General features: G+C 63.6%; 17 protein-coding genes. 11 read left to right on the top strand and 6 right to left on the bottom strand.

What is annotated here, in order from left to right; all coding sequences use genetic code 11:
• Positions 1-194 precede the first annotated feature (194 nt).
• Positions 195-1,160: a 2-hydroxyacid dehydrogenase gene (locus tag UB31_RS33290; protein WP_045013854.1), complete on the bottom strand. Its 966-nt coding sequence runs from the start codon at positions 1,158-1,160 to the stop codon at positions 195-197.
• A gap of 144 nt (positions 1,161-1,304) precedes the next feature.
• Here UB31_RS33290 and UB31_RS33285 point away from each other — a divergent pair, with 144 nt between their 5' ends.
• The 4 genes from UB31_RS33285 to UB31_RS33270 all read left to right on the top strand — a co-directional run bounded on the left by UB31_RS33285 (position 1,305) and on the right by UB31_RS33270 (position 4,069).
• Positions 1,305-1,673 carry a YciI family protein gene (locus tag UB31_RS33285; RefSeq protein WP_045002697.1) on the top strand — a complete coding sequence of 123 codons (369 nt, stop codon included), beginning with the start codon at positions 1,305-1,307 and terminating at the stop codon, positions 1,671-1,673.
• On the top strand, positions 1,670-2,971 hold the full coding sequence (locus UB31_RS33280; RefSeq protein ID WP_045013853.1) for an RNA polymerase sigma factor: 1,302 nt from the start codon (positions 1,670-1,672) through the stop codon (positions 2,969-2,971). The genes UB31_RS33285 and UB31_RS33280 overlap by 4 nt, the downstream gene beginning before the upstream one ends.
• Before the next feature lie 107 nt (positions 2,972-3,078).
• Positions 3,079-3,615, top strand: coding sequence for an SRPBCC family protein (locus tag UB31_RS33275; protein ID WP_045013852.1), 537 nt, complete (start codon positions 3,079-3,081; stop codon positions 3,613-3,615).
• A gap of 40 nt (positions 3,616-3,655) precedes the next feature.
• Positions 3,656-4,069: a VOC family protein gene (locus UB31_RS33270; protein ID WP_045013851.1), complete on the top strand. Its 414-nt coding sequence runs from the start codon at positions 3,656-3,658 to the stop codon at positions 4,067-4,069.
• A 380-nt stretch (positions 4,070-4,449) separates the two neighbouring features.
• Here UB31_RS33270 and UB31_RS33265 read toward each other — a convergent pair whose 3' ends face one another.
• From UB31_RS33265 to UB31_RS33250, 4 genes are all read right to left on the bottom strand, one after another.
• Positions 4,450-4,629 (bottom strand): hypothetical protein, encoded by a 180-nt coding sequence (locus UB31_RS33265; protein ID WP_156162916.1) that lies wholly within the window; start codon positions 4,627-4,629, stop codon positions 4,450-4,452.
• A gap of 116 nt (positions 4,630-4,745) precedes the next feature.
• Positions 4,746-5,129, bottom strand: a complete 384-nt coding sequence (locus tag UB31_RS33260) for a hypothetical protein (RefSeq protein ID WP_045013850.1) — start codon at positions 5,127-5,129, stop codon at positions 4,746-4,748.
• 218 nt (positions 5,130-5,347) lie between these two features.
• Positions 5,348-5,779 (bottom strand): hypothetical protein, encoded by a 432-nt coding sequence (locus UB31_RS33255; protein WP_045013849.1) that lies wholly within the window; start codon positions 5,777-5,779, stop codon positions 5,348-5,350.
• Between the two features lie 127 nt (positions 5,780-5,906).
• Entirely contained in the window at positions 5,907-6,695 is a 789-nt protein-coding gene (locus tag UB31_RS33250) for an SDR family NAD(P)-dependent oxidoreductase (RefSeq protein ID WP_045002704.1), read from the bottom strand.
• A 93-nt stretch (positions 6,696-6,788) separates the two neighbouring features.
• Between UB31_RS33250 and UB31_RS33245 the strand changes: the two genes are divergently transcribed.
• Positions 6,789-7,166, top strand: coding sequence for a cupin domain-containing protein (locus UB31_RS33245; protein WP_045002705.1), 378 nt, complete (start codon positions 6,789-6,791; stop codon positions 7,164-7,166).
• Positions 7,167-7,347: 181 nt separating this feature from the next.
• Here the strand turns inward: UB31_RS33245 and UB31_RS33240 are convergent, their stop codons facing one another.
• Positions 7,348-9,015 (bottom strand): methyl-accepting chemotaxis protein, encoded by a 1,668-nt coding sequence (locus tag UB31_RS33240; protein ID WP_045013848.1) that lies wholly within the window; start codon positions 9,013-9,015, stop codon positions 7,348-7,350.
• 348 nt (positions 9,016-9,363) lie between these two features.
• On the opposite strand from UB31_RS33240, the gene UB31_RS33235 reads away from it, so the two are divergent.
• The 6 genes from UB31_RS33235 to UB31_RS33210 all read left to right on the top strand — a co-directional run bounded on the left by UB31_RS33235 (position 9,364) and on the right by UB31_RS33210 (position 13,119).
• Positions 9,364-9,729: a nuclear transport factor 2 family protein gene (locus UB31_RS33235; RefSeq protein ID WP_045013847.1), complete on the top strand. Its 366-nt coding sequence runs from the start codon at positions 9,364-9,366 to the stop codon at positions 9,727-9,729.
• 113 nt (positions 9,730-9,842) lie between these two features.
• Entirely contained in the window at positions 9,843-10,250 is a 408-nt protein-coding gene (locus tag UB31_RS33230) for a YciI family protein (protein ID WP_045002708.1), read from the top strand.
• Between the two features lie 57 nt (positions 10,251-10,307).
• A complete protein-coding gene (locus UB31_RS33225) occupies positions 10,308-10,670 on the top strand; it encodes a YciI family protein (protein WP_045002709.1) in 363 nt (120 codons plus the stop codon).
• A 97-nt stretch (positions 10,671-10,767) separates the two neighbouring features.
• Positions 10,768-11,508: a TetR/AcrR family transcriptional regulator gene (locus tag UB31_RS33220; protein ID WP_045002710.1), complete on the top strand. Its 741-nt coding sequence runs from the start codon at positions 10,768-10,770 to the stop codon at positions 11,506-11,508.
• A gap of 120 nt (positions 11,509-11,628) precedes the next feature.
• Complete coding sequence (locus tag UB31_RS33215; protein ID WP_045002711.1) at positions 11,629-12,114, top strand: DUF2852 domain-containing protein; 486 nt, start codon at positions 11,629-11,631, stop codon at positions 12,112-12,114.
• Positions 12,115-12,354: 240 nt separating this feature from the next.
• Positions 12,355-13,119, top strand: coding sequence for a serine acetyltransferase domain-containing protein (locus tag UB31_RS33210; protein ID WP_045013846.1), 765 nt, complete (start codon positions 12,355-12,357; stop codon positions 13,117-13,119).
• The last annotated feature ends 17 nt before the right edge of the window (positions 13,120-13,136 follow it).

The raw sequence follows: 13,136 nt of genomic DNA, 5'->3' as shown, positions 1-13,136 counted from the left end.
CGGGTCGGGGTGGGGGTGGGGGGTTCGAGCTATTTGGCCAAAACAGTCCCGGCGAAGGCCGGGACCCATACCGCGGAATATATCGATGGTGATCGCTCGCAGTACCGAACTGCGATCCCCCGCCAAACTACACCCTGTGGTTATGGGTCCCGGCCTTCGCCGGGACGACACGGAGTGTGTAGAGCTAGCGAGGCCTAATACCCCCGCGTCCGATCCACTACGTTCTCAAGCGTACCACCCGCCTCGAACCGCGCGATCTGCTCGGCCACATAAGCCGAGATCGCATCGGCGTCGGTGTCGGCGGCATTGTGCGGGGTCAGCAGCACCTTGGGATGGGTCCAGAACCGGCTGTCCTTTGGCTGCGGCTCCTGCACGAAGACGTCGAGCGAGACAGCGCCGAGCGTGCCGTCATCGAGGCAAGCCAGGATATCGGCCTCGTTCTGGAGGCCGCCACGGCCGGCATTGATCAGCACGGGCGCGCCGAACGGGCCCTTGCGGTTGAGCTTTGTGAAGACGCCGCGGTTGAGGATGCCGTGCGTGTCCGGTGTCAGCGGCAACAGGCTGACGAGGATGTCGGTCACGCCGAGGAAGGCATCCATCCCGGCGGCGCCATGGAAGCATTCGACGCCGTCGATCGTACGCGGGCTGCGGCTCCAGCCAACGACGCGGAAGCCGAGGCGACGCAGCACATCGGCCGCATCCGCGCCGAGCGTTCCAAGCCCCATCATGCCGACCGTGACTGCGCTCGCCGGCCACTGATATGTCGGCTCCCAGCGCTTCTCGCGCTGCGACTGCCGCAGATAGAATTCCTGGCGGTGGTGCATCAAGACGTGCAGCACGACATATTCGGTCATGCGGTTGGTCAGATCGGGCACGGCGACGCGCACCAGCGGTACGTCGGGCAGGCTGTTGTCCGCCATCAGGGCGTCGACGCCTGCGCCGAGATTGAAAATCGCGCGCAGGTTCGGGAATACCTTGAGGTCACCCGGCACCGGCTTCCACACCGCGGCATAGTGCACCTCCGTCGGATCGAGCCCGGCATCGGGGAGCAGCACCACGCGGCGGCCGCCGCAGACCGCGTCGAACCGGGCCTTCCAGCGCTCCGGCAGCCAATTCTGCTGCGTGCTGTTGATCAGGACGGCCAGTGTGCCTTTGCTCATTCGAAGTGCCTCGTCGGGTTCCGCTATTGGAGGCCCTCCTTGGCACGATCTGCCGGATTTTTCTTGCAATTTTTTTCCGCAGTCCTGTCGGGGCGGGGCATATTGGATCGTCTTCAAAACAAGAGGTCAGGGAAGGTGCTGCCCATGCTTTATGCGATCCTTTGCTATCACGATGAGGACTTCGTCGGCTCCTGGAGCAAGGACCAGGACGAGGCCGTGATGAAGAAGCTCGCCGTGGTGCAGGAGAAGCTCACACAGCAGGGCCGGCTCGGCCCGGTGGCGCGGCTGTTGCCGACCACGGCAGCGGCGACGCTGCGCAAGGAAGACCCGCCGCTGGTGCTCGACGGCCCCTATGCTGAGACCAAGGAGCAGTTGCTCGGCTTCTACATCGTCGACTGCAAGAATCTCGACGAAGCCCTCGACGTCGCGCGCGACCTCGGCGCGGCCAATCCCGGCGGTGCCTATGAGGTGCGCCCGGTGGGCGTGTTCAGGCCCGGAGGGAATCTGACGTGAGCGAAGCCGATACCGGCTGGATCGAGACCGCGCTGACTTCGGCGCGACCTCAGGCGGTCGGCGCGCTGCTTCGCTATTTCCGCGATCTCGATACCGCCGAGGAGGCGTTCCAGAACGCGTCCTTGCGTGCGCTCAAAACCTGGCCGCAGAACGGGCCGCCGCGCGATCCCGCGGCGTGGCTGATCATGGTCGGCCGCAACGTCGCCATCGACGAGGTGCGCCGCACCCGCAAGCAGCAGCCGCTGCCGGAGGACGACCAGGCGATCTCCGATCTCGACGATGCCGAGGGCGCGCTCGCCGAGCGGCTCGATGGCTCGCACTATCGCGACGACATTTTGCGGCTGATGTTCATCTGCTGCCATCCGCAATTGCCGGCGACACAGCAGATCGCACTCGCCCTGCGCATCGTCTCCGGCCTCACGGTGAAGCAGATCGCGCGTGCCTTCCTGGTCTCGGACGCTGCGATGGAGCAGCGCATCACCCGGGCCAAGGCGAAGGTCGCGGAGGCCGGTGTGCCGTTCGAGACGCCCGGCGCGGTCGAGCGTTCCGAGCGGCTCGCCGGCGTCGCCGCGATGATCTATTTGATCTTCAACGAGGGCTATTCGGCCAGCGGCGACACCGCCGAGTTGCGCAAGCCGTTGTGCGAGGAGGCGATCCGGCTGGCGCGGTTGTTGCTGCGGCTGTTCCAGAGCGAGCCCGAGATCATGGGGCTGGCGGCGCTGCTGCTGTTGCAGCATGCGCGCAGCGCGGCGCGTTTCGCCGAAGACGGCACGCTCATTCTGCTGGATGACCAGAACCGCTCGCTATGGAACGGCAACATGATCGCGGAGGGTCTGGCGCTGATCGACAAGGCGATGCGTCATCACCGCAGCGGGCCCTATCAAATCCAGGCTGCGATCGCCGCGCTGCATGCGCGCGCGGCGACGCCGGCAGAAACCGACTGGGCGCAGATCGATCTGCTCTACGGCGCGCTCGAGCTGGTGCAGCCCTCGCCGGTGGTGACGCTCAATCGCGCGGTGGCGGTGTCCAAGGTGCGCGGGCCGCAGGCCGCACTCGACCTGATCGAGCCGCTGGCGCCAAAACTTTCCAACTACTTTCATTTCTACGGCGTGCGCGGCGCCTTCCTGATGCAGCTCGGCCGCAACGACGAAGCCCGGGTCGCCTTCGACCGTGCCATCGCGCTCGCCAACACCTCCGCCGAGGCCGCCCACATCCGCATGCACATTGATCGTTTGATCAGGGACAGCCAGCCGAAGGCGACGAATGGTGGCGCGAAGCAGGGCGCCAAGGCGAAATAGGGCTCAACACCATCCCCGCCGTCATGGTCCGACGACGAAATTATTCATCCCGAATTGTCGGCCCCCGTCCTTCCGCTTCGTCCTAGGCCCATATCCAGGGAGCCATCATGCTGAAAGCCATTGCCATCATCGCTATCGTGCTCGCGGTCGGGATCGCGGGTATCCTGGCCTTCGCCCTCACCAAGCCCGACACCTTCCGCGTCGAGCGCTCGCTCGCGGTGAAAGCGCCGGCCGATGCGATCTATCCTGTGGTTGCCGATTTCCACTTCTGGACCAGTTGGTCGCCCTATGAGGGCCGCGACCCCGCCATGAAGCGGACTTTTGGCGGAACCGCGCAAGGCAAGGGCGCGACCTATGCCTGGGACGGCAACAACAATGTCGGCGCCGGCCATATGGAGATCCTCGAGGCGAGCACGTCGTCAAAGCTGCGCATCAAGCTCGATTTCGAGCGACCGTTCGAAGGCCACAACACCGCCGAGTTCACCTTTGTGCCGCAAGGCGATGCCACATTGGTCACATGGGCGATGTACGGTCCGGCCCCGTTCATGTCCAAGCTGATGCAGGTCTTCATGAACATGGACAGCATGATCGGCAAGGATTTTGAGGCCGGTCTCGCCAGCCTGAAGAAGCTCACCGAGAAATAACGAACCTCACTGCCCCAAGGAAACAAGAAGGAGAGAAACGATGCTCAATCCCTATCTGTTCTATCAGGACACCTGCGAAGCGGCGTTCAACTTCTACGCCAAGGTTCTCGGCGGCAAGATCGAGATGATGCTGCGTGCCTCCGAGGGGCCGCCGGACATGCAGCCCTCGCCAGGCCGCGAGAAGATGATCATGCATGCGCGAATGTCGCTCCCTGGCGGCAGCGTGCTGATGGCGTCCGACGCGCCGCCGGAACATGTGCAGAAACCCCAGGGCTTTTCGATCTCGCTGACGATCACCGACGTCGCCGATGCCGAACGCAAGTTCAACGCGCTCGCCGACGGCGGCACTGTCAACATGCCCTTCGGCAAGACCTTCTGGGCCAAGGGCTTTGGAATGTGCGTCGACAAGTTCGGCATTCCCTGGATGGTGAACTGCCCGGCTGAAGGAATGTGACAGCGGGTCTAAAGTGTTGAGTCGCGACGCCCTCTCGCCCCGTTCGGGGGAGAGCGCGTCGCGAAACACCGTGATCACGTCGCCACTGCACGCGTTGATGGAACCGCTTCGTCGTCGGTGATTGAATGCGGGCTTGCTGTATACAACGGCGCAACTATGCCTTGTGGAGCGGTTCGCATCGCACAACAATTGGCGAAATATTAGGCTGTAAAATTTGCCACAGAATCGCTAATTGTATTTCACAAAAGCTACAAACTAGGGTGGACGTGACTTGGAAGGGAGCGACCGATGGCGGCGGCGCTACAAATCAATTTTGCTCTTTGGGGAATGCTCATCTGCGCAAGCATGAAGCTCGCGCCGGTGATCCAAACCCTCTTCTCTTAGAAGAATAGCCAACTCGTGACGGTGACGGCTCCCTGGCCGAGCACGTAGAGCCAGCCGACAGTTGCGACTGCGCTCGCGACCAGGAACGTCAGGGTGAAGGCCTGTTCGCTCGCTCTCCGGAAGAGCGACGATTGAACTTGCGAATCAGCGTGTCCGTCGGTGCTGATGATGGTCATGAATACCTCCGCGGACATCGGTGTCGCCTAACGCAAGGGTATGGCAGTCTACCTTGGCTTTAGTGTGACGCGCTTCACAGATGCCGTGGCATTTTTTCGGCGCGGCGTCTTATTTGCTAGCTGATCAGCATTGCAATCAGCATGAAGCTCACGCTCATCACGATGACCATGGGAACAACATAGGCGTGCTGTCGTGATGACCGCAGCGGGAGCTTTTGCGATTGCAGCGGCTCACTCTCCTCATAGACAGGTTCCCAGGGCTCGTACGCAGGTTCTAACGGATCGTCAGCAGGTTCTAACGGCGCAAGCGGAACCTCCGCGCCGGATTTGCCGTATTTCACGTAGAGCTCGAGCAGCCGAAGCTCGGACGGCAGATCGATCAGGCCCTCGCGGTCGCGCCGGGACAGCACTTCGAATTCGAGAGTCTCTTCGGAACTGAGCGAACCGAGAACGATACGCCCCTGATCCGACAGGCGGTAGCGAAAATCGATGGGCTGCATGGCGTGCGACCCGTTTTGATAATGATTGATCTCAAAAATGCAGGATCATCATAGATGGTCGGGAAGACTTGGAAACCGCGTAAATTGGGCAGGGCTTGCGAAGCAGATAAGCGGATTTGCCGACTGCAAGCGGCACTTTGCCCAATCTTCGGACAAAGGCCGCGTCCATTCAGGTCTGGACGTGCGGTGGACAATGGCTCGCCCCGCGAATCGCAGCATCATCGGCAACGGGGATAGATCGCCGCGAGTTCCCGCCCTTTAAGCAGCAGCAACCGCGCGGTCAGGCCGCCGCGGCGGCTGATCCAGTCGCGCACCGGACCCGGATAGGCTTGCAGCACGGCTTCAGATGCCTCCGGTTCCGCATAGAAACGTCCGCGCCGGTCGACCGAGCGAGCCGCGTGGAAGCCGAGCACGGCGCGCCTCGTGACGCAAATCCGCTCACCCGGCACGATGCTCAGCACCAGCGTGCAGGCGGACAGGCAGGGACCATCGATCACCACGCGCTCACCGCTCTCGCGCACCTTCTCGAACAGATCGAGGAACGGTCCGACCTGGCCACCGGGGCTCTGGATGATGCGGATCTCGGCGGAAGCTGGTGCGGAGGCGAGCAGGGCCGCTGCGAGGGCCCAGACAAAAGCAACGCGTTGCATCGGACTCTCCGCACATTCGACGTCGTAGGGTGGGCAAAGCGTAGCGTGCCCACCAATGGGACCGCAAATCGGGAGAATGTGGTGGGCACGGCGCTTCGCGCCTTTGCCCACCCTACAAATCCTGTGCCTACCCGTTCCGCCGTTGCCCGCGCAGCGTCGGCAGACCGATACCCGCCGCATCGAAGCCGCCATCGACGGCCAAAATTTGACCGGTGATGTAGCTCGCGCTTCCTGAGCACAGGAAGTAGATCGCTTCGGCGAGTTCCTCTTCGAGGCCGTAGCGGTTCAGCGGGATGGCGTCGTGATAATCGGCGCGGATCTCCGGCGTGTGCACTTGCTTCGCCATGGCGGTGTCGACCGGCCCCGGCGCCACCGCGTTGACGCGGATGTTGAGAGAGGCAAGCTCGACCGCCAGCTGCTTGGTGAGATGCGCTAAGCCCGCCTTGCTGGTGCCGTAGGCCGAGCGGAGCGTCGAGGCCCGCACGGCCGAGATCGAGGTGATGTTGACGATGGCGCCGCCATTGCCATCGCGCATCAACGGCACCGCCGCCCTGGTGCAGAGGAACGGACCCGTGAGGTTGACCTCGAGCACGCGGCGCCAGTCGGCCTCCGATGTCTCCATCAGCGGCGCGAACACGGCAATGCCGGCATTGTTGACCAGCGCATCGAGCCGGCCGAACCGCCGCTCGATCGCCGCCATCGCCGCGCCGACCGCGGTGCTGTCCGAGACGTCGCAGGTCAGCGCCAGCGTCGCATCATCCTGGCCGATCTCGGCGCGCGCGCGGCCGAGCAGCTCGCCCTCGATGTCGAGCAGCGCCACGCGCCAGCCTTCGGCCAGGAATTTTTTCGCGGTCGCAAGCCCGATGCCGCGAGCGGCACCGGTGACGAGGGCGACTTTTTGCGTGGCCTGCGGCATTTGCTAATCTGTCCTGTGTGCGAAAGGTCGGTCGCGCGCGAGCGCCGGCCCCTTTTACTTCGCTTTCGTCCCGGCAAGAAAGGGCCTCTGGCCATGCCCATCGATCCCAGTGCGATCCCGCTCGAGGAATGGCGGCCGGGTGTGACGGCCCGGATGCTGACATCCGCGCGCAACGGCGCCACCGCGCTCTGCATCTTCGAGCAATGGGTCGCGCCCGGCGCCGGGGCGCCGACGCACAGTCATCCGGTCGAGGAGGTGCTGACCGTGCGCGCGGGCGAGGCCGAGATGTGGATCGAGGCCGAGCGCATCACAGTGACGGCCGGCCAGTCCCTGCTGGTTCCCGCCGGCCGCAAGCACGGTTTTCGTAATTCGGGCACGACCACGCTGCACGTCCATGCCGTGCTGGCCTCGCCGGTCTTTGAGGCGTTGCCGGAGGGAGCGAGTGAGGCGACGCGGCGATGGGAGCGGTAGGGACGGGCAGCAATATCGAGAACCGTCACCCTGAGGTGCGAGTTCTGCGGCGCAAAGCGACGCGGGGCGAGCCTCGAAGGGCGACGGCCCGGCTGCATCTCGGCCGATTCATCCTTCGAGGCCCACACTGCTTTGCAGTGTGAGCGCCTCAGGATGACGGGGATAGTGGTCGTTCGTGAGCCTAGGAGAGCTCCGCCGAAGCCCGCTGCATGTTGGCGGACATGTCCGCCGTCACGATGCTCTGTTCCTCGACCGCGGCGGCGGTGGAGGCGATGAACTCGTTGACGCTGGCGATTGCTGCCTTGATCGCGGTGAGTGAGCCGACGACGTCACCGGCGACGGTGTTGAGCGCGTTGATTTCCGACGAGATCGTGTCGGTCGCATGCTTGGCCTGACTGGCGAGGTTCTTCACCTCGGAGGCGACCACCGCAAAGCCGCGGCCGGCTTCGCCCGCGCGCGCCGATTCGATCGTGGCGTTCAGCGCCAGGAGGTTGATCTGTCCGGTGATGCCCGCGATCATCTCGACGATGCCGCTCATGGCCTGTGCGGCCGCATTCAGTTTCTGCGCCTGGCCGTCGGCGGCCTCGACCCTGGAGGTCGCGACCTTGGAGTTCTCGCGCGACTTCGCCATGGTCTCGGAGATCTCGCGGATTGACGCGCTCATCTCCTCACTGCCGGCCGCGACCGCCTCGATCAGCCCGCGCGCATTCTCGGCCTTCTTGCGTCCGATCGCCTGCGCGGTGATGTCGGTGGCATATTTCACCACCTTGTAGGGTTTGCCGTTGAGGTCGAGGATCGGGTTGTAGGAGGCCTGGATCCAGATCTCGCGGCCGCCCTTGGCGATCCGCTTGTATTCGGCGGCCTGGTATTCGCCGCGATTGAGGGTGTCCCAGAACTGCCGGTAGGCGGGCGAATTCTTCTCGCTCGGCTCGACGAACGTGCTGTGGTGCTGGCCCTTGATCTCGGCCAACGTATAGCCCATCGCGTTCAGAAAATTTGGGTTGGCGATGCGGATCGTGCCGTCCATGTTGAACTCGATCACGGCCTGCGACTTCTGGATCGCGGCGAGCTGGCCGTCATTGTCGGCCGCCTTCAGCTTCTGCGCGGTGACGTCGGTCGCGAACTTCACCACCTTGAACGGCTTGCCGGCCTCGTCGAGGATCGGGTTGTAGGTTGCCAGAATCCAGATTTCCCTGGCTCCCTTGCCGAGCCGCTTGTATTCGGCGGCCTCGAACTCGCCGCGGTTCAGCCGCGCCCAGAATTCTGCATAGGCTGCGCTGGCGCGGTCCTCCGGGGTCACGAACATGCTGTGGTGCTTGCCCTTGATCTCGTCGAGCGAATAGCCCATCGCCTTCAGGAAATTCTCGTTGGCGGTGACGATGGTGCCGTCCATGTTGAATTCGATCACGGCCTGCGCGCGGCTGATCGCAGCGATCTTGCCGGAATCCTCCATGTTGCTGATCTTCTGCGCGGTGATGTCGGTGGCGAACTTGATGACGCCGGCAACCTTGCCGCTCCCGTCGCGCAGGGGATTGTAGGACGCCTGGATCCAGATCTCCTTGCCGCCCTTGCCGTAGCGCTTGTATTGCGCGGCCTGATATTCGCCGCGGTTGAGGCGCGCCCAGAAGTCGCGATAGCCAGCGCTCTGGCGCTCTTCGGCAGCGACGAACATGCTGTGATGCTTGCCCCGGATCTCATCGAGCGAATAGCCGATCGCTGCGAGGAAGTTCGCATTGGCATCGACGATGGTGCCGTCGAGATTGAATTCGATCACCGCCTGCGAGCGATCGATCGCCGCGACTTCCGCGAGCGCGTGTTGGATCTTTGTCTTGCTGCTGAAATTGAACACGTGGAGCCCCGCGCAGTATGACCGAGAGAATCGAGAGCGAAACGGAGAATCGTTCCGTCTCGCGCCTTCCTGAAAAAAATTGCATAGGCTCGTTGAGCAACTGTAAACCCTTGCACGAAGCCGCGTATTTTCCGCGGCGCAACGTGCCGCGGCCGATGTTGTTCAATTCAAAAGCCTTCTGGCCCCATAAGCATGGCGGCAGTCATAGGGAGACACCGATGCGTTCCGTAATTCTACGGCCGGCGTTTCGAAATATTTTCGTGTTCCACGACTGATCACTGCGACAAATTGTCGGCACGATCATGCATGCATCGTCTTCCACTGGAGTGATGTGCAGGGAAACACGCCATGTCCGACGACCGCGAGTGCGTTATTCGAAACCTGTTCGCCGCCTATCTCGCCAACGACCGGCAGCAGGTCAGTGACGCGTTGGCCGACGACTTCCGCTTCACCAGCCCGTTCGACGACGACCTCGACAAGGCGACCTATTTCGAACGCTGCTGGAGGGACACCGGCTGGATCGCGCGCCACGACATCGAGCGCATCTTTGTCGCCGGTGACGAGGCCTTCGTGACCTATCGTTGCCTGGCAAGAGATGGCAGGAGCTTTCGCAACACCGAGTTCTTCACCTTCACCGCCGGCAAGGTTCGCCGCATCGAGGTCTATTTCGGCGCCGCCTTCCAGGACGGCCGGTTCGTGCCGCAGCCGCGCTAGCGGACGGCGCAATAACCTCCAGAATAATTTTCATGCCCATGTCGGTTCTGTAAAAGGCCGTTCGTCTTATAGGCGAGCAAAGATCCAGACCTTCATAGCAACAAGAGACTCCCATGCGATTCATGATGCTGATGATCCCGCTCGGTTACGAGACCGCGCCGGCGGACGTGCAACTCGATCCCGAGCGGGTCGCCGCGATGATGCGCTACAACGAGGCGCTGAAGGACGCCGGCGTGCTGATCACGCTGGACGGTCTGCATCCGCCGTCAACGGGCGCGCGCGTTTCGTTCGCGACCGGTGCGCCTGTTGTGACCGACGGCCCTTTCGCTGAATCCAAGGAAGTCCTGGGCGGCTATTGGATGATCGAGGTCGCCTCGCGTGCGGAGGCGATCGCCTGGGCCAAGAAGTGCCCGGGTTCGCCCAATGAATTGATCGAGATCCGCCAGGTGCAGGAAATGGCCGACTTTTCGCCGGAGGTGCAGGCGGCTGCCGCCGGCTTTGGTGACCTGAAGAAGAAATAGCAAACGCGGCCGCGGCCTCGCGGCTTTCGTCAATCCGTCAACACAGGGAGAGAACCGATGAGCACCGACACCTATCTCGCCGTTTTCCTCGGCAGCAAGACGAGCCCGAAGATGGCCGCGTGGAATGCGATGTCCGAGGCCGAGCGCAAGGCCAAGGAACTGGAGGGCATCGCCGCCTGGAAGGCCTGGGTCGAGAAGCACCAAAGCGCGCTCCAGGCCATGGGCGGCCCGCTCGGCAAGACCAAGAAGGTCGACGGGAACGGCGTCACCGACATCGCCAACGAGATGGGCGCCTTCACCGTGGTCCGCGCCGCGTCCCACGAGGCCGCCGCGAAGATGTTCGAGAACCACCCGCACTTCGCGATCTTCCCCGGCGAACGGGTCGAGATCATGCCGGTGCTGCCGATCCCGGGCGGCTAGGGCTTCAGCCGCCGCTCCGGCCTGCGGGAAATACGGATTCATCAAATCCGCCCCGTGCTAGTGACCTTGACGCCGGGCTCATGTAAAAGCCGTTCACATGAGCTGGCGCAAGGAAGAGCGCCGCGCCGAGCGCGGCTATCACCACGGCAATCTGAAGGAAGCCCTGTTGCAGGCCGCCCTCGGGCTGATCGCCGAGAAGGGCGCGGCCGGCTTTACCTTTGCCGATGCCGCACGCATGGCCGGCGTCAGCGCGGCGGCGCCATACCGGCATTTTCGCGATCGCGACGAGCTGCTGTCCTCGATCGCGCAGCGCGGTTTCGAGCAGTTCGAGGCGCGGCTGACCGCGGCCTGGGACGACGGGCGCCCCGACACCGTCACGGCGTTCGAGCGCGTCGGCCGGGCCTATCTCGCCTTCGCCCGCGAGGAGCCTGCTTTCTATAACGCGATGTTCGAGTCGGGCCTCCCGGTCGATGCCAATCCCGCGCTCCAGGCCGCCAGCGAACGCGCCTTCAACATCATTCGCGCAGCCGCCGAGCGGCTTGCGGCGCTCGCTCCGCCCGGCGCGCCGCGGCCTCCGGCGATGATGATGGCGCTGCACATCTGGTCGATGGCACATGGCGTGGCCTCGCTGTTCTCGCGCGGCGATGCTGCGCGGCGAAAGCTGCCGATGTCACCGGATGAGCTGCTCGAAGCCGAGGTGCTGATCTATCTGCGCGGGCTCGGCTTCCCCACCGACCGCCGGCCGCCTGCCAAAAGCGCCGAGCCGCCGCCCGTGCCGCCGGAGGCTCCCTCCGGTTCCGGCGTGCCTCCCGGTGGCCCCTGGGGCAAACCGAAATAAAATTGCGCAAATAATTCCGCGACCCTGTCAGGCGGTCGGCTTGACAAAATCGCGGGATGGTCTAGCTATGTAAATGTTATTTACATTCACAACGGCACTGATGCCGTCATGGAGAGGGAAATGGCCTACACCGCTGATGTCAATCGCTGGCGCGGCCCTTCGGACCAAAACTACGAGCGCCCCCACATGCTCGATACGCCGTGGCATCCCGGCTGGATCGCCGTGACCATCCTCGGCTTCATCATCTGGTGGCCGATCGGACTTGCCCTTCTCTTTTTCACACTCGGGAGCAGAAAAATGGGTTGCTGGAGTCACCAGGATCGCTGGCAGAACAAGATGGAGCGGATGCAGTACAAGATGGACCGCATGCGCGGCCGCATGGAGCGCCGTGGTTTCGGCTTTGGCTTCGGCCCGCCGACCTCCGGCAACCGCGCCTTCGACGAGTACCGCACCGAGACGCTGCAGCGGCTCGAGGAGGAGCAGGTCGAGTTCAAGAACTTCCTCGACCGTCTGCGTCACGCCAAGGACAAGGAAGAGTTCGACCAGTTCATGGCACAGCACAAGACGCGTCCGACCCCGCCGCCGACCGACCAGCCGCAAAGCTGATCTGGACACCTCTCAAAGCCTTCAGGTACATGCCCCCAAAGCCCTGATGGCCCCGAGCCGCCCGTCTGCGCACCCGCAGGCGGGCGGTTTGGTTTTTGGGGCTCTTCTTTCTTCTTATTCGCTCCACGCAAACGACAGATCGTCTTGCCCGGGCTTGGACCTGTGCCGGCGGCCCGACTGGCGCCCTGATGCGGATCGCCTATATCTCCCGGTGCAAACGCGAACGGATCGGGGGCGGCGATGGCGGAAGCTGCGATCATGGCGAGCGATGGCCTCTGGCAGGCGATCCGCGACGAGGCGCAGCGCGCGGCGGACGCAGATCCCGTGTTCGGCAAGGCCGTTGCCGGCGCCATTCTGGCCCATGACGGTTTTGCCGCTGCACTGGCCGACCTGATCGGGCGACGGCTCGGCGGCAGCGCGGTCGGGCAAGAGCGCTTCGCAGCCTTTTCTCGCGATGCCTTTCGCAGCCAGCCGGATTTGATCGAAGCGGCTGGCAGCGATTTGCGGTCTATAGGGCTGCGCGATCCCGCCATCACCGCCTTGTTGCCGCCGCTGCTGCATTACAAGGGCTATGTCGCGCTGCAAGCCTGGCGCGTCTCGAACTGGCTCTGGCATAGCGATCATCGCGATGCGGCGCTGCTGTTTCAGAACGAATCGTCGAATGCGTTGCAAGTCAGCATTCATCCCGCCGCACACATCGGATCGTCGGTCTATCTCGATCACGCCACCGGCATCGTGATCGGCGCCAATGTGGTGATCGGCGACGAGGTCACCATCCTCCAGAATGTCAGCATCGGCCGGAACGGTGAGCTGCCGACGCGCTCGCCGCGCATCGGCCGCGGCGTCTACATCGGCGCCGGTGCGACCATTCTCGGTGATATTACGGTCAGTGACTTTGCCAAGATCGGCGCAGGCACGGTCGTGACATCAGACGTGCCCGGCGGCTGCACCGCAGTCGGCAATCCCGCGCGACTGACCAATTGCCCCGAGCCTGCCTCGGCCTGAGCCATCCATCAGATCGT

This window comes from Bradyrhizobium sp. LTSP849 (assembly GCF_000938255.1).
Taxonomy (GTDB): Bacteria; Pseudomonadota; Alphaproteobacteria; order Rhizobiales; family Xanthobacteraceae; genus Bradyrhizobium.
The sequence above is the reverse complement of the archived record's forward strand: the minus strand, read 5'-3'. Positions and strand labels throughout refer to the sequence as shown.